The organism is Klebsiella sp. CB_Kp196 (assembly GCF_040061575.1).
Lineage (GTDB): Bacteria > Pseudomonadota > Gammaproteobacteria > Enterobacterales > Enterobacteriaceae > Klebsiella > Klebsiella michiganensis.
Genome location: NZ_JBEAFH010000053.1, coordinates 72,501 through 93,005, shown reverse-complemented (window position 1 = coordinate 93,005; position 20,505 = coordinate 72,501). Strand labels below are relative to the sequence as shown.

Here is a 20,505-nt window from a genome sequence, read left to right as displayed (position 1 = left end):
TTTCAGGAGGTGGTATGAAAACAATCAAAGGACCGGGCATTTTCCTGGCGCAGTTTATCGGCGCGCAGGCGCCGTTTAATACCCTGGAGGGCCTGGCGCAGTGGGCCGCCGGTTTGGGCTATCAGGCACTGCAGATCCCCTGTAACCATCCGGCGATTTTCGACGTTGAACGCGCCGCCGCGAGCCAGACCTACTGCGATGAGGTGAGCGGCATCCTGGCGGAACAGGGCCTGGCGATCGGCGAGCTGTCCACCCATCTTGAGGGGCAGCTGGTGGCCGTTCATCCGGCTTATGATACGGCCTTTGACGCGTTTGCGCCCGCCGCGCTGCGCGGTAACCCGCAGGCGCGCCAGCAGTGGGCGGTAGAGAAAGTGCGCCAGGCGGCGGTGGCCTCGGCGCGTCTGGGGCTGAAGGCGCATGCCACCTTTTCCGGGGCGCTGGCGTGGCCTTATTTTTATCCATGGCCGCCGCATAATCAGCCGCTTCTCGATGAGGCCTTTGATGAACTGGCCCGGCGCTGGCGACCGCTGCTGGACGTTTTTGACGAACAGGGCGTGGATATCTGCTACGAAATCCATCCCGGCGAAGATCTGCATGACGGCGTGACCTTCGAGCGTTTCTTGCAGCGGGTCGATAACCATCCGCGCTGTAATATGCTCTATGACCCCAGCCACCTCCATCTTCAGCAGATGGACTACCTGGCGTATATCGATATCTATCATTCGCGAATCAAAGCCTTTCACGTCAAAGATGCCGAATTCCGCCGCGACGGGCGCAGCGGGGTCTACGGCGGCTATCAGAACTGGCAGCAGCGGGCGGGGCGTTTTCGTTCGCTGGGCGATGGGCAGATCGATTTCAAAACGATTTTCAGCAAGCTCACCGAGTATGATTTTGACGGCTGGGCGGTGCTGGAGTGGGAGTGCTGCCTGAAGGACGCGGAGGTCGGCGCGCGCGAAGGCAGCGAGTTTATCCGCCGCCATATCATCCCGGTCTCCGGGCGGGCGTTTGACGATTTCGCCGCAGGCAAGGAGGGGGAATAATGATTCAGGTCGGCATTATTGGCTCCGGATTTATCGGGCCGGCGCATCTGGAAGCGCTGCGTCGGGTGGGCGACATCGAGGTGGTGGCGCTGTGCGACGGTTCGCTGGAGATGGCGCAGCAGAAGGCGCGCCAGCTCAACGTGGCGCACGCCTACGGTAGCGTTGAGGCGCTGCTGGCGCATCCCGGGCTACAGGTGGTGCATAACTGTACGCCGAACCATCTGCATGCGCGGATTAACCGACAGATCCTCTCCGCCGGGCTGCACGTCTTTTCGGAAAAGCCGCTCTGCATGACCGCGGAGGAGGCCCGTGAGCTGGTGGCGCTGGCGGAAAGCGCCGGGGTGATTCATGGCGTCAGCTTTGTTTATCGCCAGTTTGCCATGGTGCAGCAGGCGGCGGCGATGATGCGCAACGGCGATGTCGGGAGGCTGTTTGCGGTGCACGGCAGCTATTTGCAGGACTGGATGCTGCTGGAGACCGACTATAACTGGCGGGTGGATTCGGCGCAGGGCGGGGCCTCGCGGGCGATGGCCGACATTGGTTCCCACTGGTGCGATACGGTGCAGTTTATGACCGGCCGACGCATTGTGGAGGTGATGGCGGATCTCTCCATCGTCTGGCCGACGCGCCAGGCGCCCGTGGCCGGCGACGCGACGTTCAGCCAGCATCGCGATGATATCGCGTATGAAGCGCGGCCCGTCGATACCGAAGATTTGGGGTCGGTCCTGTTTCGCTTCGACGATGGCAGCAAGGGGAGCTTTATCGTTTCGCAGGTCAGCGCCGGGAGAAAAAACGGCCTGACGGTGGAGATCGGCGGCAGCCGCTGTTCGCTGGCCTGGGATCAGGAAGTGCCGCAGCGGCTGTGGATTGGCCATCGCCAGGGGCCAAACCAGCTGCTGAGCGACGATCCGAGCCTGATGCTCGGCGAGGCCGCCGCCAGCGCCCACTTCCCCGGCGGGCATAATGAAGGCTGGCCCGATGCGTTTAAAAATATGATGCTGAGCTTTTATCAGGCGGTGCGCGCCGGTGAGATGCCGCCGGCATCGTCACGGCGTTTCGCCTCGTTCTACGAGGGGGCGGACGTGATGTACATCATTGCGGCGATAGTGAAAAGCCATCAGCAGCAGCGCTGGGTGAAGGTGGAAAGGTAAGCCGAAGGCGCGGTGCGCATTTCGCGCACCCGCTGGGTTATTTCACGCCAAAATAGCCGTCGAGATACGTTCCGGCCAGTTCATTACCGAACAGCACGGCGTCTTTATTTTCCATTTCGTTATCCCATTTATCGCTGACGTTGCCGGTAAATGCGTGCTGGGTTTTTGTGCCCTCTGCCACCTGCTGCCTGATTGCGTCGGCGGTACGGCGGGCGTCGCTTTCGCTCATCCCCGACTTTCTGTCCTGCTGGCCGCGGGCATAGATGTCGGTAAAGTTCGGCAGATTTAAGCGGTAGTTTTCCTGACGGTTACTAACGAAGTTACCGCCGACGAAATCGCTGCGGTGTGAGACAAAATAGTAAGCGTGGCGTTCCGGGGAAGATTTTGAGGAGGTACAGCCGGAAAGGGCGGCAAGCGAACAGCCGAGCGCGATAAGCGCTATTTTTAGTTTCATTGATATCATCATCCATAATTATTAGAACAGGTACACCGATCATTCGGCTACAGAACAAAACGGCTAATTATGTCTGTACGGTAGCACCTGAAGACCCATGAATCCAAGGGTCTTCAGGCAGCATTTTTTAGATCTGCGCCAGCCCGCCATCAACGTAGATTTCAGCGGCGTTAATAAAGCTCGCGTCGTCTGAGGCCAGGAAAGCTACCGTTTTAGCCACTTCTTCCGGCTCGCCAATGCGGCCCAGCGGGACGTCAGCGGCCAGCATATCGAAGAGCTCCTGACGCTGCTCTTCCGTGACAAGTCCCCCCAGACCGGGCGTACGGACGGGGCCCGGGCTGACCACATTCACGCGGATACCGCGCGCCTTCAGGTCCAGCGCCCATGAGCGGGCCAGGTTACGCACGGCGGCCTTACTGGCGCTGTAAACGCTGAAGTTCGCGGTGCCTTTCACCGCCGCAGTCGAGCCGGTAAGGATGATGGAAGCTCCCTGGGTTAACAGCGGCAAGGCCTTCTGGACGGTGAACAGTACGCCGCGCACGTTGGTAGCGAAAATGCGATCGAAGTGCTCTTCCGTTATGGCGCCCAGCGGCATCATATCGCCGCCGCCCGCATTGGCAAAAAGCACATCCAGTCGCCCTGATTCGCTGGCAATGGTCGAAAACACCCTATCGAGGTCGCTTAATATCGAGGCATCGGCGCGGATCCCGCTGGCGGCGGGACCGATTAACGTGACCGCCGCATCAAGCTCTTCCTGACGGCGACCGGTGATATAGACCGTCGCCCCCTGCGAGGCCAGCTCCCGGGCTGATGCCAGGCCGATGCCCGAGGTGCCGCCGGTGACCAACGCGATTTTTGCCGAAAGTGTTTTACTCATGATGCACTTCCTTAACTAAAGTATGAATATGCCAATTGAGTCATCCACTTACCGTGACCACCTGGCGACTGAGTACGGGAGTCACTCTATCGTCAGCCACGGATGCAAAAAACGGAGTAATGTGAAAAACACTCTTCACACCGGTGAATAATCAGCGGCTATTATCAGGAAAAATGAATAATGGATCGGTTTTCAGCCCTTAAAGTTTTTACGCGCGTTGTCGAAGCCAACAGTTTTACCCGGGCCGCAGACTCCCTGAATATGCCCAACGCCACCCTCAGTAAAGCCATTCAACAGCTTGAATCGCATCTGGGCGTGTGCCTGCTGCAGCGCACGACCCGACGCATTACCGTCACGCCGGAAGGGCGTGAATACTATGAAAAAGCGGTGCGGATTCTGAAAGAGCTGGACGAGATTGATACCTCATTTCGCGCTTCCCGCAATAAGCCAAAGGGCCACCTGCGCGTCGCGGTAGGCGGTTCCACCGCTCGCGACGTGCTGATCCCGCTGCTGGCTGATTTTATGACGACCTATCCGGATATCCGCATCGATCTGGCGGTCGCTGACAGCCCCTCGGACCTTATCAGCGGCAATATCGACTGCGCGATTAGAGGAGGGCCGCTGGACGACTCGACGCTGATCGCGCGCAAAATCGGCGAAGCAACGATTGTGACCTGCGCTACGCCGGGCTATTTCAGGCTTTATGGTGTTCCCGCGTATCCCGATGAGCTGAAGAACGGACATCGGCTGGTCAGCTATTTATCTCCCGCCAGCGGAAGAGCCTTCCCGTTCCGCTTTCTGGATAACGGCATCAGTCAGGAGATCAAAACGGAACATCACCTTGGCGTAAATGAGAGTAACGCGCATATCGCGGCTGCGGAGGCTGGGCTGGGTATTGTGCAGACCTTCTCATATTCGTTGAGAAATGCGCTGGCGAACGGAACACTGGTGGAAATACTCAGCAAATGGCGCCCGGCCCCTTATCCCTTTCACGTGGTTTATGCGCAAAATCGCCACGTCACATCCCGGCTACGCGTATTTATCGACTGGCTGGCGGAGGCATTTCCGGCGGCGGCGAGTGGGCCACTGCCCACCGGAGCCAGAGAATGACGATTGCCTGCGAATATTATGCATCGCGTGATGATAAATTAAGTCACAAAATTGTATGCTCGCTTCGAGTAAGGGAATCAGGCAGCGATGTTTTGCTATATATGATATAGTTAAATTATATGATGGTTCTATTAAAATATTTAATGAAAGGTGTTAACGTTATTTTTCCGAAGGTCTGGAATTATAAATTAGTCTTTTGTTTTCTATGGTTATAGTAAATATAATAGCGGCAATAATTTTTGTTTATAGTATGTTTGATATTCCATATGTATCTTTTTGAAAATATTTTTTAGCCACTCAAGAGGTAAGCGTAATGCCGGCAGGTAACCATGAGATTAAATGTATGGCGTGTGGTTTAAACTGCCCTATTGAAGCGGAAGATAAAATGGAGCGATCCCTTTGCGGAGAGAGGAAGTTTTCTGTATGGCCAGATAAAAACTATTTTTTTAAGCGAGCGGTTAATGATTTGGTTTTTCGTGAAATTACCTGTTTTCTGCCTGAGGGAATGGTGGTAGTGGATTTCTCCCTCGACAATATTTTGTATTTTCTGCATGAGGAGTGGGCTGAAAAACTGCAGGAGACCGGGCTGAAAGTTATTTTACTCGCGGATAAGAGCATGCTGCCCATGGCTAATTTTTGGATGCTGCGCTCCGGATTATTATGGTCGGTGGTGGAAGTCAACGATAGCTTAAGCAGCTTAATCAAGAAAATAAAACGCATCATGCTGGGGCGAAATCTTCGCTGCCGGCGCACACCGTCGCTGACGGAGCATGAAATGAAGACGCTGCGCCTGCTGGCGGACGGGCATTCCAGCCAGGATATCGCCCGCATCATGGCGTGCGATACCCGCAGCGTCTACCGCTTTCAATACTCTTTATGCAAGAAGTTCGGCGGACTCAATCGCCTGCGCGAGCTGCGCTTCAGGCATAACATACCCGCTCTGGATCGGCAGTGATTAGTCAGAGGCATCGGTAAAGCAGCTGCTTCCTAAGCGATGGTATTTACCCAGTGCGACAATAAATTTTTTATTACCGTATTGAGCCTTAGGATCTTTCCAGCTTTCCCCTGGCAGCATGTAAAATTGCGTTGAACTTTCATCATCACCATTGCATCCTTTCTGGATAACAACTCTAAAAAAGGTGTTACCGGTATTTTTAATAGTGCCTGTTTCTTCGTTTATCTCATACTTGAACTGCGTTTTACGCGGGCGCACGATGAGAATGGTGCTCATAGACACTGAGGGAACGACATCCATTTGTTTCTGATCCTGACGCCAGGGGAAAATCGTAACCGGGGTTTCCTTAAAAATTACCCGATAATATCTCTCAACGGCATCTTTAGGCCCACGGTAATAGAGTTTAAAATATTCCTGGCCATTCGCCTGTACCGTGAACTTCAGCGGCGACCAGACCAGATCTTTATCCTGGCCGGGAACGGGTCTTTCATCTCCGCTGCCCGGTCGGGAGATTTTATAAGCCGATATGGTATACAAATTGTTGTTTTTTGTATCATTGACTATTGGCCGGGAGATAAAATCTTTACTGGCATCCATATCATAGATAATAGAGTCAAAGTACACCGCAGACGCGGGCGGCATCCACAGCCCGCATAATCCGATGACAAGGATTTTTTTCATCATACCCCCCGATCGACGCCAATCCAGGTGGCGGTCACTTTCACATCTCCGGTAGCGTTGACGACACCCATCCAGTCATGGCCATTGGTGGTGAACTGTGAATGCGGGTCATCCATCGGAAACAGCAGTTTCAGCGTGGTGGTAAAAAAGAAACCATCGTTAACGTTGGCGTTCCAGGCCGTCTGAACCCAGGCGGCATTGGTCATATCGACAGGATCTTCGCCGCAGCTGTTGCGGACTTTTACCGCTTTACCGGTAGCGGACGTCCATTCGAGGTAGGCCGGGACGGGCACTTTTAGCGTCTCGTCCGCTGAGGTAAACAGGCAGTACGGCAGACCATACATGTTGATGGAGTCGCCGATGACCTGGGCGGTGATGCTATCGGCCTGACGCGATGCGGAGGTGGTGACTTTATACTCAAAGGTGATGGGCTCTTCGCTACCGATCTTGCCGGATGCTTGTGGATGCGAACGCCCGTCGCTGGCGACAATGCTGATGCCGTATTCCCGCGGGATGAGGTTAATTAATGTTGATGGCGTGAACTGATAATAACCCGATTGGGTGGTGACGGCGTTATCAAAATAGAAGGTAAACAGAGAATCCTTGTTGGTTAAATCCGTTCCCGCCTTGAGGACTTTTTGGAAAAAGGCGTTGGACAGGAACACGTAGACATAGTTACCTGACGGTGTGAAAACCTGGTTATAGTCGACGGTAGTGCTACTGTAGTTGTACCAGGTTGCCCCATCACCGCTGAACCTTACTTCCGATGCCGAAGGAGAGAATCCCAACATTGCCGTATCAATGAGCATCCGGATATCCAGGCTGGAGGTGAGTACTTTGGTCTCCTGTAAATTGTAAGACACCATTTTACAGATGATTCCCGAAGCTCTCGACGAACCGCTTCCGGCCTCGCCCATCTGGCATAATTCAGAGCCGAGGTTAACGCTTGGCGTGCCATCGCTGGCAATCCACACTTCAGCCATAGCACCGGTACTGTTTAACTTCAGATGCGAGACCTTTTCGAGGTTGAACGTGTAGTAGCGCCATGTTCCCCCGCTGGGGAGATCTTTACAGCGAACGCCGGAGGCAAAGTCATAATCGGTATTGGAATTCATGTAGCAAAGATTAAGCTGCAAAGAATCGATGGTCCCCACCGGCCGATCGCGAAAATACTCATAGGCCGACTGGCTCAGCGCTCCGGCGCCGTAATAACCGTTTGCTACGGTGTTGCCGGACATCGCGTGATAGTAGCCGTCTTTATCGATGACATCGGGAGAAATATAGCCAGACGCCGGGCAGCTTGAGCCCGTAGACATGCAGCGGATTCCGAGAAACGGCTGGTTAATGGGCGAATTCTCGATCCACAGGTCGAAGTAGCGGTTGGCGTAAGCCCAGCCTACGTAGGTTATATACCCCAGGCTACGCTGGTTAGTCGGATATTTTGTCCAGACGTTGGCTCCGGTGAAGCGCGGGTCGAGAGAGCTGGTGGTGATGAAATATTCGTCATCGACATCATTGTCGATAAACATATAGGAGTTGCTGCCGCTTCCGCTGTTGCTGGGGGTGAGCGCCATAGCCGGCGCGGCCAGCAGCCAGCCGGCCAGCAGCATGATGCTCTGGGGTTTAATAGACATTCTTAACATCTCCAGTCACTGATGCCGTTTGTTGTTGGATCTCACAAGGAATCTCCCCGACCCACACGGCGCCTTTCGCTTCATTCAGATCCAGATCCACTTCGCAAATGCCGCCGAATTTATCCACCAGGGTAATCACTGGATAACGCTTATCGACGTCCATGGCGAACTCACCGAGTTCGTCGGTTCGGGTTTTACCAATGTGGTTATGAATATCGGCGTTGGCGTAGTAACCGCCGCGACGGTCTTTCACCCGGCCAAATACGGTGACCAGCTGTTTGACTTCCGGATTAATCACGCTGACGTTGCCCGGATAGAGCACGACTTTGCTGCGGCGGTCGGTAACGATGTCGACGCTGTCTTCTGAGTTTTTGTCGTTCATCAGCTCCACCTTATATTCCGCGTAAGGCGGAAGGCTGATGAAGTTGCTTTTGCCGGTGAGGGGATAGCTTTGACCGTTGATCTGCGCCATCATCCGACCCTTGCCGCTGAAATTGGTGTTGACCACCAGGCCTGCGGTTTGGGTACCTTTTCCGGCATAGATATTTTTTTGCGTCCAGGCCACGCTGCCCTGTGAGCTCAGGCTGTAGTTTGAGCTGTGCTGCGATGAGCGGCTGACGGAGACGGTGCCGGCGTTATATTTGGTGTCATAGCTGACGTAACCATTGGTTGCGTAATCGTCGGCGCGATAGCTGCTATCGTCATTTTTATTCTGTTTAATTTGTTTCGAAACCGACGCCCCCACCTGGGTAATAGCGCTGTTGTCAAAGCTTTTGCGCAGCGTGGCGTTCGCCAGCATATTACCGTTCTGGCTGGACACTCCGGTGCTGAGCCAGGTGGAGAAGGGGATAGAGACATCAATATTGACGTACTTATCGCGCAGATTTTCATGGTTGTTGTACTGATAATTCTGAATACCGGCGCGCAGAGAAATCGTCGCATAGCGATTGGCTAACAGCGATTGATCGTAATCGACGTTGGTATAGGTGCTTCCGGTATATTTATTATTGGTTCGGCTGACGCTCAGCGTACCGAGGAACGGCGCGATTTTGCGCAGGTTAGCGTTGGCGCCGATGGTGACGTAGTCGTTTTTCTGCATCGGTAGCGCGTTACCGATAGAACCATACTGGCGCGACCCCCACAGGCTGCCGTACCCATCTGGTAAACTCATATTGAAGGTGGAGGTACTCTGCCAGCTGCCGTCGGTAGCGAGCAGACCCTGCTGGTTAAAGCTGAACGAGTTGTTGAAAATAACGTTCGCTTCCGTTTCATTGACGCCGTTATTGTCAAAACCGTAGAGCGTGGTTTTCAGATTCACGCCGGAAAGCCAGGCTTGGTTGGTTGCAGCGGCGACCCCGGCAATCCACGTATTCCGTGTGCCATAATTGATGTTGTAGTTGTGGCGATAGTCCATCTTGTTGTATTCGAGGCTGCCCGCGAAGGTTTGCCATGAGAGATCGCCGGTGACGCTCGATTTTCGGGCGAACGTTTTATTGATGTTCGCCGTCCTGCTGCTGACCACGCGCCCGTTAACGACCACCTGTATATCAACGTTGTAGATGCCAAACGGCAGGCGCGACGTATCCAGTTCGTAGCTGCCCATGGAGAAGTTTTGAATGCTGAGCAGTTTACCGTCACGGTAAACGTGCACTTCACCGGCGGCCGGCAGGAACACCGTTACGGGCACCAGCGCAAGCGTGTTATCTTGCGTTTGTGAACTGCTTTTATTGCCATAGCTGATGCCGTAAATGCGGCTGGAGTTCAGGGCGCTCATGCTGGCGATCGATTGCAGATTCCAGGTATCCACCATCCCCATCGCCAGGCGGCGCCCCTGATAGTCGCGTTCGTACATCGAGCGATACAGTTTGCTCTGCTGGTTGCTGGTACCAATACCGTACAGGGAACCATTGAAGTTCAGATGGTGCTCGCGCAGCGACCAGGTATTGTCCAGCGTCAGGTAGCTACTTGCGCTATCGGTATTCTCATATTTGTTGTAATAGCTTCCCATGGAGTAATTCAGTACGCTGGAGAGGTCCTGCGCAGTGGATTCTCCAAGTACGTTGGTACGCGGCAAAATAGCGGCCTGCATGGCCTCCCGGTTAACCGTTAATTCAAGATAAAATGAACGCGTATCGAGTGATAGCGAGGCGTCTTTGTTGATATAAACGCGCTGACCGTCGCCGATGCTTTTGTCCTGCATCTCGTTAATAAGCGATTTTATTTGCGGCGATAATTCAGTTCGCTCAGGGAGATCGCTGAGGGTGATCTGGTTCAGGCGAAACTCATTATCCTTGATGGTAAGGATGGCATCAGCGATTTTTTGCTGGCTGCGTTGGGTACTATTATCGCCTTCATAACGAATAAAAACAGGGACCGACATGCCCTGATATAACGCGTTAGCAAATACCGAAGGAATAACATAGTTACTGACTTTAACTGGCGCTGTAGCATTAGCTGCCCAACCCTGGTTTACCGTAATCAATAACCCAGCGAACAACGTCCCTTTGACATAACCAAGATTATCCATAATGTTACTCAGTTTACATTTATATATTGCTCACCGTGCCATATTCCAATTCGCGTTTTTTTGTTGGTGAGATCGGTATGCTTTATTTTTACGCTGACACCAGGCATGACATAATAGCGTTCACGGCAGCCTTGACCCTCATCCTTCGCTTTATCACGACAGGGTCCGTAGGAGATAACGCGGAATGAAGCGTTGCCGGTATTGGTCACCGTGTCATTATCGCGACGATAGTCAAATCTTTCTTCACGCGGCGCGACCACCAGAATGGTACCAATAATGGCAGAGGTGGTTGCCTCACCCTGTTTTTTCTTTTTACTGGCTTCGAACTCGGTCACCGGCTCATCGGTCCAGGATATGCGGTAATAACGTTCCTGGTTGTCCTGAGGTCCTTTGTAAAAAAACGAAAATTCTCTTTTGCATTTCCGGGTAATATCAGGCTGGCTGGCGTTGATAATAATTCCGATCTGCTCGCCATCGGGATAACCGTGCCGCCGGCCATCGGCGATGAAATACGCTCCACGCTGACGCTAACGTAACGCGCCGTATCGGTGGTATTAATGATTTCTTTTGCCAGAGTCGAGGCATCCGGCCCCATTATTGAGGTGACGTCTCCGACATTAATTGCATGGGAGGAGGGCGTCACGGTGAATAAGAAGAGAGAGAGTAATAATGGATTCAGTTTCATGGCGCATCCTTATAAGGAGGCCGAAGCCTCCTTGTCATACCGGACAGGTGTTGGCTACACCTGATTAGATAGTCCAGACCGCGTTGAACTGAACGCGAACGTCGCCGCTCCAGTAACCGTCGGTTAAATCTTTGAACTTAGCGGCGGTGCTGCCGTCAGAAGTCGCGGAGTCGACAGTGAAATCGAAGGAACCCTGAGTGCTGACGCGCTCGGCGCCTGCGAAGGCGGTAGCGACAGCCAGCGCATCCAGACCCGCGGAGATGTTGTTGGCGGTATCAATCATCGTTACCGGGGTGGTTTTGTTCAGCGCGTTGCCGTTCCAGCTCACACCGACGGCCAGAGTAGAGGCATCAGTGGTACGGCTCAGGGTGTTGCTGACGATCTGAGAGGTCAGCGTGAAGTCGGTCGCGCCAGACTGGCCCTGGATGGTGATGTCGAAAGCGCCTTTCTGGGCGTTAAACGCTTCAATCCCTTCAGCGTACTGGAAGTTCAGGGATTTCAGCGGAGTGACAACCAGCGCGCTGGTGGTGTCTTTAGTTGCGCTTGCATCCCAGCTTGCAGTGGCGGAAGTGGTCACGTCAGCCATTGCGTTGGTAGAGATAAGAGCCGCAGCCACAACACCCGCTAATACGATTTTTTTCATTTTAAATTTCCTGAGAATAATTAAGTTAGTTCCATTTATGGAGTTATTGCTACAAATACTGATAATGACTTTATCCAGATAGAATAATGTTTAACTTCCCTCTGCCTCCCATCTTATTCTGCAAGCTGAGCTTGATTGCGTAGATCCTCTTTTCTGCCATCTGCAATTCGTTGGCTATTTGCTTAACCGACTTTTCTGCGAGTAAAAGATCGAGAACCAGCACTTCCTGGTCGCTGAGTTTTTGGCGGTAACCTCGACCATCTCTTTGACCGAGAAACGAAAGCTGTATTTTCTTTTCAATCTCGTCTCGGGTATCGCTGGTGTTGATAATCGAAACTATCTGCTGACAGCGGTGTTTCCAGAACAGCGCCAGCGGCTGCGCTAACCTGTCGGCAATCAACACTATCCGCAACCCTGTTTTGATCAAATATTCAATCCATTTATCATTGGTGAATAATCTGATGTTGTAGCGAGAAAAATCAACAAATATAAAGCCGGAATTAGAGAAGTTGTAGTGCTTGTTAATTAAAAAACAATGCACACCATTTTTTAAATAGATGTTTTTATCGGGCCATACGCAATAGCGGGTTTCAATGCAGTTAATCGATTTTATCGTAGGTCGTGGATAGATTTCGCATTGATACTGACAGCTTATGCAGTATACCTTCTCATATTTCTGCGGAGCCATATGTCGATTTATTTCCCTATATTGTATTACCCTATCGTTCAATGATGTGGCTATATTATGGCTAGTTAATAAATGTGACAACTTTAATTTCTGGAGAGTTATATAGATGAAAAATGTGTAAATTCTTAAGGGCTGAAATTGACTGGATTGATACTAACCTACTATTCTGAATAAGAAAAATCTTAAGGTGCAGAATTTTATGTCGATAGCCCTTTAAGAATTATCCATGGTGACCAGGAATTTTCTCGCTGAATGGGGGAGAATTGGTTAAAAAAAAACAGCACAATAAGTCAAAAAAAATGCTATCTCATCGCTGTTTGTTAATTTTGTGTTTTTGTTTTGTTTGATTTTGTGGTGTTTATTCTGTAATCACCTGTTTTTTGTAAGGGAAAGTTGCGATATTTTGGATTATGGGGGAAAGGACTGTCTGGCGAAATATGATCTGGCGTACAAAACAGGGCGTTTTTAAGAACTAAAACGCGTCGGCGCTTGAAAAGGAGCGAATCAGAAGGATGTGCTAAATCTTAACCGGAAGAAGCGGACAAATGCTTCTCGGGGAGACGGGGCGCTGCAGCCTGAACGGTCTCTGCCTGCAGGCCGCCGTAGCGCCACCGGGACGATGGCAGCGTGAATGTGCAGACAAATGAGCCAATACTTTCGATGCGCCCCGGGCGCTTACGCCCCTTTCAGCAGAGGAAGCAGGTGATTCTCGGTAAGAGGAGCAAGCTTAATATGCCGATCCTGGCCCGGCGTATACCAGATAACTTCTTCTATTTCTGCCGTCGGTGTAAAGCTCGCTCTGTTGGTGGCTATCCGAAAGATATCCGCCGAGACCGTATGGCCCGGCTCGTTTGCCGCCGTATCGGTGAAGCGGCCTACCGGGACCAGTTCTTCAGGTGAGACGATGAAGTTGAGCTCCTCTTCGAGCTCGCGGATCAGCGCCGCTTCCGGGGCTTCCCCGATTTCAGGTTTTCCACCGGGCTGCATAAAGTACTCAGTCCCTCGTTTGCGTACTAAAAGACAGCGTCCTTGGCCGTCGGCGATCACTGCCGCCGCGATATGAATATTTTTTATTGTGTTCAAGAGATACCCCAGTTATATGCCGATGATGTTCAACGGCCGGCGTACGTTTCATCTCTCGCGAAACAACGCCGGCGCTATCATGATAGCGACCTTAGCGTGCTAATCAATCCCGTCGATTATCGCAAAACCTGCTGACGGCGCAGGCGGGGCTCATTTATGATAGCCTGCGAAATATAACGTCTATGCGGGAAGTGCAGCCTCTATGTCAATTCAGAAAATCGCTCGCCTGGCGGGCGTCTCGGTGGCGACGGTATCGCGGGTATTGAATAACAGCGATACCGTTAAAGCGAAGAATCGCGAACGTGTGCTGCAGGCGATCAAAGAGAGTAACTACCAGCCTAATCTGCTGGCCCGCCAGCTGCGAACGGCCCGCAGCAATATGATTCTGGTGATGGTTTCTAATATCGCCAACCCCTTTTGCGCCGAGGTGGTCAAGGGCATTGAAGAAGAGGCGGAAAAGAACGGCTACCGGATCCTGCTGTGTAATTCAGGTTCGGATTTAGCCCGTTCAACCTCGGGGCTGCAGCTGCTCTCCGGCAAAATGGTCGACGGCATCATCACCATGAACGCGCTCTCCAGCCTGCCGGAACTCACCACCATGATCGGCGACGCGCCCTGGGTTCAGTGCGCGGAATATGCCGATAACGGCAGCATCTCCTGCGTCGGCATCAACGACGTCGACGCGGCGCAGGGCGCCGTTTCCCGGCTGGTTGACGGCGGGCGTAAACGCATTGCTTTAATCAACCACGATCTCAGCTATCGCTACTCGCGCCTGCGCGAGCGCGGCTATAAAAGCGTTCTGCACGTTCGCGAACTGGCGTATCAACAGGTGATCTACGCCAGCGATCTGAGCGCCGCGGCCGGTAAACAGGCGATGGAGACGCTGCTGGCGCAGGAAGAGCAGCCGGACGCGGTGTTTGCCGTCTCTGATTCGCTGGCGGCGGGCGCGCTGCGGGCTATCGCTCAGGCCGGAATGCGGGTGCCGGAAGATATTGCGGTGGTCGGTTTTGATGGCACCGAACTGGCTGAAGTGGTATCGCCGCAGCTGACCACCGTGGAACAGCCTTCGCGCGAGATTGGCCGTACGGCGGTCACGCTGCTGATGAAAAGAATCGACAATCCCGACGCCGCGGTCGAGCGGGTGATGATGGACTGGCGCGTCATTTCCCGCGCCAGTGCCTGAGGATATTACTGAGACACCGCGCCCGCCAGCGAACGAATGTCATTACCGGTAGGGGACTGATGGATCCGCAGGCCGAATTCGTCAACCACGGCATAAACGTGATCGAATATATCCGCCTGAATGCTTTCATATTCCGCCCACACCACGGTGTTGGTGAAGCAGTAAATCTCAATCGGCAGGCCGCTGGCGTCCGGCGCCAGCTGGCGCACCATCAGCGTCATATCTTTGCGGATGCGCGGATGATTACGCAAATACTCCTGCAAATAGGCGCGGAAGGTACCGATATTGGTCATCCTGCGCTGATTCAATATCGATTGATCGGCGGCGTTCTGCTGGTTCCACAGGCTGATTTCCTGATGACGTGAATCCATATACGGCTTCAGCAGCCTGGCCTGAATTAAGCGCTGCTGCTCCTGTTCATCAAGAAAATGAATGCTGGTGGTATCGATATTCAGGCTGCGCTTAATGCGGCGACCGCCGGATGCCGACATACCGCTCCAGTTTTTAAACGAGTCGGAAACCAGCGACCAGGTTGGAATGGTGGTGATGGTGTTATCCCAGTTGCGCACCTTCACCGTGGTCAGGCCGATGTCAATCACCGCGCCGTCGGCGCCATATTTGGGCATCTCCAGCCAGTCGCCGAGCTTGAGCATATCGTTGGCGGAGAGCTGAATTCCCGCCACCAGGCCAAGAATAGGATCTTTGAATACCAGCATCAGTACCGCGGCCATCGCGCCGAGTCCGCTAATCAGAATCGCCGGCGACTGGCCAATCAGTAAGGAGATAACCAGAATGCCGACAATAATCGCGCAGACCAGCTTAATACCCTGAAATATCCCTTTAAGCGGCAGCTGAGAAGCGGTGGCGAATTTCTGCGATAAATTGAACACCACGTCCAGCAGCGAAAAGAAGGACAGCATCGCGTAGATCATCACCCACAGCTGCGCGCAGGTGGTGAGTATTTCCGCAGCCTCGCTGCCTTTTTGCAGCCACAACACCGCCTGCACGTTGACGATAATCCCCTGCAGGGTGAAGGCCAGACGATGAAACAGTTTGTTCTGGGTAATAATTTGCAGCCACAGGTGGCTGCTGGCTTTCGCCCGCTTTTCGAAGGTGCGCAGCACCACTTTGTGCAGAATAAGATGAACGACAATCGCCGTCAGAAAAATAATGCCGAAGATAATAATGAGTGAGGTGGTGGGGGTAATTTTGATGCCTAATGCGGCGATTTGCGATATGAATTCCTGCATAACGTCTCCTTTACATCCAGCGGTTATGATGACCGCTGGATGTCTATTATGCAAATCGCAGGTTACGCTGTTGTGAATTATGGGGTCGCTACCGCCGGACGGACGTTAAGGTGATGGCGTAGCCACAGCGCGATGGCGCCCAGTACCAGCATCATCACCACTTCCACCGCCAGGAAATCGATCAGCGCCCGGGGATAGTCGCCGCCGCTGCGCTGGGCAAGGGTTAAGAATAGCGACCCGAGAATTGCCGGGCCCAGACCCAGCGTCGCCTGCTGCAGAGTGCTGAGAATCGCGCTCCCGGCCCCGGCGTCGCAGGCGCTGATATCGCGCATCCCGATACGGTAAAAGCTGTTGACGATCAGCGCCTGCCCGTAGCCGATAAGCGCCGTGGAGGGGACCAGCGCCAGGGTGGTGGTGTGGATACCAAGGCGATAAAAGGTCGCGCTCAGCAGCAGCAGGCCGACAATCTGCACCGACAGGCCGGTCAGCAAAATGCGCCCCATGCTGTAGCGGGCAATCAGCTTCGGCGCGTACAGCGCGGAGATGAAGTAGGCCACGCCGAGCGCGATAAAGCTGTTGCCGGACTGCCACGGCGCCATCCCCAGACCGGCCTGCATGGTCAGCGCCATGCAGAACATAAACCCGGACCAGGCGCTGAAAAAGAGCAGGGCGATGGCCATGCCAAAGCGAATGCTGGTGAGCTTCAGCAGGCGAGGCGGCAATAGCGGCTGCTCGCCGCGCTGCTGTTTGCTCAGCGCGCTGGCCCGCATCCAGACCAGCAGCGGCAGCACCGCAGCTAACATCAGCTGCAGCGTCCACGGCCAGTGCAGCTCCGGCCCCAGCGCCATCGGAAACAGCAGGCAGCAGAGGATCAGCGCAAGGCTGAAGGTGCCCTGCCAGTCGATGCGCGAATGCGCTTCGCGCCGGGTCTCCGGGACGTATCGCGGGCTGAAGGCCAGCACCAGCAGGCAGATCGGCACGTTAATAAAGAAGGCATTTCGCCAGCCTAAACCGGCGATATCCGCCGAGACCAGCCAGCCGCCGCCCATCTGACCGACGATAAAGGCGATTCCGCCAATGCCGCCGTAGAGGCTGATGGCCCGGGCGTGGGCGGTGCCTTTAAGGGTGATATGCAGCGTAGCGAGAATCTGCGGCACGATCAGGGCCGCGCCGGCGCCCTGGACCGCGCGCGCCGCCAGCAGCGTGGAGATGGAGTTCGCCATCCCGCACAGCAGGGAGGCGACGCCAAAAATCGCCACGCCCCACATAAACAGACGGCGGCGGCCATAGTTATCGCCAAGCTTGCTGCCCATCGCCAGGCAAACGGCAAAGGCGACGCCGTACAGCGCGACGATCAGCTCCAGCTGGGTGGCGCTGGCGTTCAGCGACTGGGTGATGGAGTCCAGCGCGACGTTGGCGATCGAGGTGTCGATCAGCGGCAGCATCTGGCCGGTCAACAGAAGGAATAAACCGGCGCGGCCGGGTGAAACAGCAGACGAATTCATCGGATCTCTCCATTGCGTCATTCAGCGGATGGCCGTAGCATCACCGATAAATTAAACGGGTACCAGTTCCTGCTTATACTGGTATTGGTACTACCATGCTGGAGGTTTTATGACGACCATGCCGCAACGTGAATCGACGATCGCCGCGCCCGATGACGGCCGTAAACAGCTGGGGGCGTTTCTGCGCGCCCGGCGTGAGAGCCTCGATCCGCAGCGCCTGGGGTTACCTCGCGTCGGCCGGCGGCGCACGCCGGGCCTGCGGCGGGAAGAGGTGGCGATGCTGGCGGAGGTCGGCGTCACCTGGTACACCTGGCTGGAGCAGGGGCGGGAAGTGAATCCGTCCGAGGCCGTGCTGGTGTCGGTGGCGAACGCGCTGCAGTGCAGCCCGCTGGAGACCCGACATCTGTTTGTCCTGGCCGGACTGACGCCGCCGGAAGCCGCGCAGGTCACGGTATGCGAAGGCATCAGCCCGGGCACCCGGCGGATGCTCGATAGCCTGATGCCGCAGCCCGCCAGTATTCAGAAGCCGAGCTTCGATATTGTGGCCTGGAACGACAGCTTCTGCCGCCTGATGGGCATCGATTTCGCCACCATTCCGGAAGAGGATCGCAACTGCATTTATCTGTATCTGACCAATGAAACCTGGCGCAGCCGCATCGAGAATCGCGACGTGCTGGCGACGTTTGTCTCCTATTTCCGCGCGGCGATGGCGGAGCACCGCGGCGATCCGCTGTGGGAGAATAAGCTGGCGCGTTTTTTCGCCGCCTCGGCGGAGTTCGAGGCGCTATGGCATCAGCGCTATGAGGTGCGCGGGGTGGAAAATCAGGTGAAACACTTTAACCATCCGCAGCTCGGACGCTTCAGCCTGCAGCAGATGTACTGGTACTCGGCCCCGCGCAACGGTTCGCGCCTGCTGGTCTATTTGCCGATGGATGAAACGGGCGAGCGGGCGCTGGCGTGGCTGCACACACACTAACGGAATGCTTATGAACGTGACCCGAAAAGAGCAGCGCATTATTCAGCGTACGCTCAACGCCTGGCGGTCATTGGCCGCTATGCGGAGCGCATCTGGCACGTGGAGGTATCCTGGCTGCAAAATACTGCGGGCTATCCCCGGGGGCGGCGCTTGACGCGCCTTACCCGGGCTACGGGTTCCCACAGTGTGTAATTTTGTAGCCCGGATAAGGCGACGGCCGCAATCCGGGGATCATCCTGACGTAAAAGAAAAGCAGAGAATTAAATCTCGGTAATGGTCGTCGCCTGCGGCAGGCGTGATTTCGGCAGGGAGGCGTTAAAGTCTTCAACGCTATGATGGCCGACCGGCACCACGACCAGGCTGGTGTAGCCCTTGGCCTTCAGGTCAAATTCGGCATCGAGAATTGCGAAATCGACGCCTTCAATCGGCACGGCGTCCAGGCCCATTGCCGCCACGCCCAGCAGGAAGTTGCCGACGTTCAGATACACCTGCTTCGCCATCCACTGGTCGTCGTCATGCAGCTCTTTGCGGTGCATATCGGCAAAGAAGGTGCGGCCTTTATGGTTTGCCGCTTTGGCTTCGGCGTTAGCGAAGCGGCCATCGGCCTCTTCCTGATCGACCACGCGCTCAAGCCAGGCGTCGTCCATCGCGGTTTTGGCGCAGAACACCACCACGTGGGAGGCATCGAGAATTTTACGTTCGTTAAACACGTAGGTGCCGCTCGCCGCTTTGGCAACGCGCGCTTTGCCTTCATCGCTGCTGGCAACGATAAAGTGCCACGGCTGGGAGTTGGTGCTTGACGGGCTGTACTGCAGCAGCGTTTTCAGGTTTTCCGCCTGCTCGGCAGTTAGCTTTTTGGTGGCGTCAAATGCCTTGGTGGAGTAGCGCTTTAAGGCAACCGATACGATATCCATACTCTTCCTCACTGTTTACAACCCCTTGCGGGTGCGTTTCGTGAAGGAAGAGTACAGCGATGGCGGGCAAATGATAAGGGGCAAAAATGCGATAACACTTATCGCGCAGCGCTGAAAATCACCCCGGACGTAGGCGCTGCTGCTCTTTTTTGCTGAGTTTATCGACGATCAGATTCCACGAATCATCGATCAGCTCCGCTAGTAACTCGACGCTGATGTCCTCGCCGGGAACCACGGTGATCCAGTGCTTTTTGTTCATGTGATAGCCGGGCTCGATGCTGCGGTAAATGGCCTGATGAAGCAGCGATTTTTGCGGATCGCACTTCAGGTTGACCAGCGCGCGGCCGCGTACGGTCGCGGTGAGCATAAAAATCTTCCCGCCGACTTTAAACACATCGTACTCCGGGCCAAACGGCCAGCAGTGCTCGGTAAAGGGAAGCTCCAGCGCGATACGATGCGCGTTGTCATGCAGCGAGCGGTGATCCATCAGCTATTGTCCTCGGCAAGGGCCTGCCACATGGCTTCAAAGCCCAGCTCGACAAAACGGACGGCGCGCTCCGGCTCGTGGCTGGCGTATTCAATGGTGGTTTCGGCCAGCGAAAGAAACAACGCATCGCCGAAGGTACGGTACTCGTCGGATTGAAAAACGGGTTTGATTGAGCGCTGGCACAGTTCATTGAGCTCGGGAAACATCTCCTGGACGCGATTGCGGGTTTCGTCGGTGATCCGTTCACTCAGCGCCATCCGGCGAATCGCTTTATGCTCCATGGGGTTACGCACGCCCCAGCCGATATAGCTATTCCAGATATTGCGCGTGTTCTCTTTTGGCCGGGTCTCGTTCGGGTTGAGACCCGCTATCATTGTCTGAACCAGGTCTGCTTTTATGGTCAGATAAAGCTCGTTGAGCAAATCGTCCTTGGTGGCAAAGTAGCGAAACAGCGTACCCTCGGCAACCCCGGCGCTGCGGGCGATGGCGGAGGTTGAGGCGGCGATTCCCGATTGGGCAAAGGCGGCGGTTGCGGCCTCCAGTAACGCTTGCTTTTTATCTTCACTCTTAGGACGAGCCACTACACTTTACCTCACTCATAATAAAACCACGATCTAAGCACGCCCGGCATGGGCGCTGCAACGCTGTCTGTCAAAATTTGA

Annotated in this window: 19 protein-coding genes and 1 pseudogene; 6 read left to right on the top strand and 14 right to left on the bottom strand. The window is 54.5% G+C overall.

Going from position 1 to position 20,505, the window contains the following annotated elements:
• The first annotated feature begins 14 nt into the window (after positions 1 to 14).
• The gene (locus tag ABLU87_RS18480; protein WP_122117267.1) at positions 15 to 1,040 is read left to right on the top strand and encodes a sugar phosphate isomerase/epimerase; all 1,026 of its coding nucleotides are present in this window, start codon (positions 15 to 17) and stop codon (positions 1,038 to 1,040) included.
• A complete protein-coding gene (locus tag ABLU87_RS18475) occupies positions 1,040 to 2,191 on the top strand; it encodes a Gfo/Idh/MocA family oxidoreductase (RefSeq protein WP_032748554.1) in 1,152 nt (383 codons plus the stop codon). The genes ABLU87_RS18480 and ABLU87_RS18475 overlap by 1 nt, the downstream gene beginning before the upstream one ends.
• Positions 2,192 to 2,228: 37 nt before the next feature.
• Here ABLU87_RS18475 and ABLU87_RS18470 read toward each other — a convergent pair whose 3' ends face one another.
• Positions 2,229 to 2,645, bottom strand: coding sequence for an Exc2 family lipoprotein (locus tag ABLU87_RS18470; protein ID WP_032748557.1), 417 nt, complete (start codon positions 2,643 to 2,645; stop codon positions 2,229 to 2,231).
• A gap of 127 nt (positions 2,646 to 2,772) precedes the next feature.
• The gene (locus tag ABLU87_RS18465) at positions 2,773 to 3,522 is read right to left on the bottom strand and encodes an SDR family oxidoreductase (protein ID WP_122117266.1); all 750 of its coding nucleotides are present in this window, start codon (positions 3,520 to 3,522) and stop codon (positions 2,773 to 2,775) included.
• 180 nt (positions 3,523 to 3,702) lie between these two features.
• On the opposite strand from ABLU87_RS18465, the gene ABLU87_RS18460 reads away from it, so the two are divergent.
• Positions 3,703 to 4,632 carry a LysR family transcriptional regulator gene (locus tag ABLU87_RS18460; protein WP_122117265.1) on the top strand — a complete coding sequence of 310 codons (930 nt, stop codon included), beginning with the start codon at positions 3,703 to 3,705 and terminating at the stop codon, positions 4,630 to 4,632.
• Positions 4,633 to 4,945: 313 nt separating this feature from the next.
• Positions 4,946 to 5,587, top strand: coding sequence for a LuxR C-terminal-related transcriptional regulator (locus ABLU87_RS18455; protein WP_025107086.1), 642 nt, complete (start codon positions 4,946 to 4,948; stop codon positions 5,585 to 5,587).
• On the opposite strand, the gene ABLU87_RS18450 is transcribed toward ABLU87_RS18455, so the two are convergent.
• From ABLU87_RS18450 to ABLU87_RS18420, 7 genes and pseudogenes are all read right to left on the bottom strand, one after another.
• Positions 5,588 to 6,271, bottom strand: a complete 684-nt coding sequence (locus ABLU87_RS18450; protein ID WP_025107085.1) for a fimbria/pilus periplasmic chaperone — start codon at positions 6,269 to 6,271, stop codon at positions 5,588 to 5,590. It abuts the gene before it with no gap.
• The gene (locus ABLU87_RS18445; protein ID WP_109241139.1) at positions 6,268 to 7,902 is read right to left on the bottom strand and encodes a fimbrial protein; all 1,635 of its coding nucleotides are present in this window, start codon (positions 7,900 to 7,902) and stop codon (positions 6,268 to 6,270) included. The genes ABLU87_RS18450 and ABLU87_RS18445 overlap by 4 nt, the downstream gene beginning before the upstream one ends.
• On the bottom strand, positions 7,892 to 10,429 hold the full coding sequence (locus ABLU87_RS18440) for a TcfC E-set like domain-containing protein (protein WP_122117556.1): 2,538 nt from the start codon (positions 10,427 to 10,429) through the stop codon (positions 7,892 to 7,894). The genes ABLU87_RS18445 and ABLU87_RS18440 overlap by 11 nt, the downstream gene beginning before the upstream one ends.
• Positions 10,430 to 10,437: 8 nt before the next feature.
• Positions 10,438 to 11,114 (bottom strand): annotated as a pseudogene (locus tag ABLU87_RS18435) (hypothetical protein).
• Positions 11,115 to 11,178: 64 nt separating this feature from the next.
• Positions 11,179 to 11,757, bottom strand: a complete 579-nt coding sequence (locus ABLU87_RS18430) for a common pilus major fimbrillin subunit EcpA (RefSeq protein ID WP_122117557.1) — start codon at positions 11,755 to 11,757, stop codon at positions 11,179 to 11,181.
• A gap of 70 nt (positions 11,758 to 11,827) precedes the next feature.
• The gene (locus tag ABLU87_RS18425; protein ID WP_025107081.1) at positions 11,828 to 12,445 is read right to left on the bottom strand and encodes a LuxR C-terminal-related transcriptional regulator; all 618 of its coding nucleotides are present in this window, start codon (positions 12,443 to 12,445) and stop codon (positions 11,828 to 11,830) included.
• Between the two features lie 675 nt (positions 12,446 to 13,120).
• Entirely contained in the window at positions 13,121 to 13,519 is a 399-nt protein-coding gene (locus ABLU87_RS18420; RefSeq protein WP_122117558.1) for an NUDIX domain-containing protein, read from the bottom strand.
• A gap of 211 nt (positions 13,520 to 13,730) precedes the next feature.
• On the opposite strand from ABLU87_RS18420, the gene ABLU87_RS18415 reads away from it, so the two are divergent.
• Positions 13,731 to 14,711, top strand: coding sequence for a LacI family DNA-binding transcriptional regulator (locus ABLU87_RS18415; RefSeq protein ID WP_014228283.1), 981 nt, complete (start codon positions 13,731 to 13,733; stop codon positions 14,709 to 14,711).
• Between the two features lie 5 nt (positions 14,712 to 14,716).
• Here the strand turns inward: ABLU87_RS18415 and ABLU87_RS18410 are convergent, their stop codons facing one another.
• Positions 14,717 to 15,961, bottom strand: a complete 1,245-nt coding sequence (locus ABLU87_RS18410; protein ID WP_014837733.1) for a mechanosensitive ion channel family protein — start codon at positions 15,959 to 15,961, stop codon at positions 14,717 to 14,719.
• A 77-nt stretch (positions 15,962 to 16,038) separates the two neighbouring features.
• A complete protein-coding gene (locus ABLU87_RS18405) occupies positions 16,039 to 17,466 on the bottom strand; it encodes an MFS transporter (RefSeq protein ID WP_014228284.1) in 1,428 nt (475 codons plus the stop codon).
• A 109-nt stretch (positions 17,467 to 17,575) separates the two neighbouring features.
• Here ABLU87_RS18405 and ABLU87_RS18400 point away from each other — a divergent pair, with 109 nt between their 5' ends.
• A complete protein-coding gene (locus tag ABLU87_RS18400) occupies positions 17,576 to 18,442 on the top strand; it encodes a helix-turn-helix transcriptional regulator (protein WP_109241138.1) in 867 nt (288 codons plus the stop codon).
• 260 nt (positions 18,443 to 18,702) lie between these two features.
• Here the strand turns inward: ABLU87_RS18400 and nfsB are convergent, their stop codons facing one another.
• The 3 genes from nfsB to ABLU87_RS18385 all read right to left on the bottom strand — a co-directional run bounded on the left by nfsB (position 18,703) and on the right by ABLU87_RS18385 (position 20,424).
• On the bottom strand, positions 18,703 to 19,356 hold the full coding sequence (nfsB, locus tag ABLU87_RS18395; protein ID WP_103814627.1) for an oxygen-insensitive NAD(P)H nitroreductase: 654 nt from the start codon (positions 19,354 to 19,356) through the stop codon (positions 18,703 to 18,705).
• Positions 19,357 to 19,474: 118 nt separating this feature from the next.
• Entirely contained in the window at positions 19,475 to 19,843 is a 369-nt protein-coding gene (locus tag ABLU87_RS18390) for an MmcQ/YjbR family DNA-binding protein (RefSeq protein ID WP_032694574.1), read from the bottom strand.
• Entirely contained in the window at positions 19,843 to 20,424 is a 582-nt protein-coding gene (locus tag ABLU87_RS18385; protein WP_004848568.1) for a TetR/AcrR family transcriptional regulator, read from the bottom strand. Before ABLU87_RS18385 ends, ABLU87_RS18390 begins: the two co-directional genes overlap by 1 nt.
• Between the last annotated feature and the right edge of the window lie 81 nt (positions 20,425 to 20,505).

Coding starts and splice junctions, on each gene's coding strand:
- ABLU87_RS18410 (WP_014837733.1), bottom strand. CDS start 15,961: ATGCAGGAATTCATATCGCAAATCGCCGCATTAGGCATCAAAATTACC.
- ABLU87_RS18465 (WP_122117266.1), bottom strand. CDS start 3,522: ATGAGTAAAACACTTTCGGCAAAAATCGCGTTGGTCACCGGCGGCACC.
- ABLU87_RS18430 (WP_122117557.1), bottom strand. CDS start 11,757: ATGAAAAAAATCGTATTAGCGGGTGTTGTGGCTGCGGCTCTTATCTCT.
- ABLU87_RS18455 (WP_025107086.1), top strand. CDS start 4,946: ATGCCGGCAGGTAACCATGAGATTAAATGTATGGCGTGTGGTTTAAAC.
- ABLU87_RS18445 (WP_109241139.1), bottom strand. CDS start 7,902: ATGTCTATTAAACCCCAGAGCATCATGCTGCTGGCCGGCTGGCTGCTG.
- nfsB (WP_103814627.1), bottom strand. CDS start 19,356: ATGGATATCGTATCGGTTGCCTTAAAGCGCTACTCCACCAAGGCATTT.
- ABLU87_RS18405 (WP_014228284.1), bottom strand. CDS start 17,466: ATGAATTCGTCTGCTGTTTCACCCGGCCGCGCCGGTTTATTCCTTCTG.
- ABLU87_RS18480 (WP_122117267.1), top strand. CDS start 15: ATGAAAACAATCAAAGGACCGGGCATTTTCCTGGCGCAGTTTATCGGC.
- ABLU87_RS18400 (WP_109241138.1), top strand. CDS start 17,576: ATGACGACCATGCCGCAACGTGAATCGACGATCGCCGCGCCCGATGAC.
- ABLU87_RS18470 (WP_032748557.1), bottom strand. CDS start 2,645: ATGAAACTAAAAATAGCGCTTATCGCGCTCGGCTGTTCGCTTGCCGCC.
- ABLU87_RS18415 (WP_014228283.1), top strand. CDS start 13,731: ATGTCAATTCAGAAAATCGCTCGCCTGGCGGGCGTCTCGGTGGCGACG.
- ABLU87_RS18440 (WP_122117556.1), bottom strand. CDS start 10,429: ATGGATAATCTTGGTTATGTCAAAGGGACGTTGTTCGCTGGGTTATTG.
- ABLU87_RS18450 (WP_025107085.1), bottom strand. CDS start 6,271: ATGATGAAAAAAATCCTTGTCATCGGATTATGCGGGCTGTGGATGCCG.
- ABLU87_RS18390 (WP_032694574.1), bottom strand. CDS start 19,843: ATGGATCACCGCTCGCTGCATGACAACGCGCATCGTATCGCGCTGGAG.
- ABLU87_RS18460 (WP_122117265.1), top strand. CDS start 3,703: ATGGATCGGTTTTCAGCCCTTAAAGTTTTTACGCGCGTTGTCGAAGCC.
- ABLU87_RS18475 (WP_032748554.1), top strand. CDS start 1,040: ATGATTCAGGTCGGCATTATTGGCTCCGGATTTATCGGGCCGGCGCAT.
- ABLU87_RS18425 (WP_025107081.1), bottom strand. CDS start 12,445: ATGGCTCCGCAGAAATATGAGAAGGTATACTGCATAAGCTGTCAGTAT.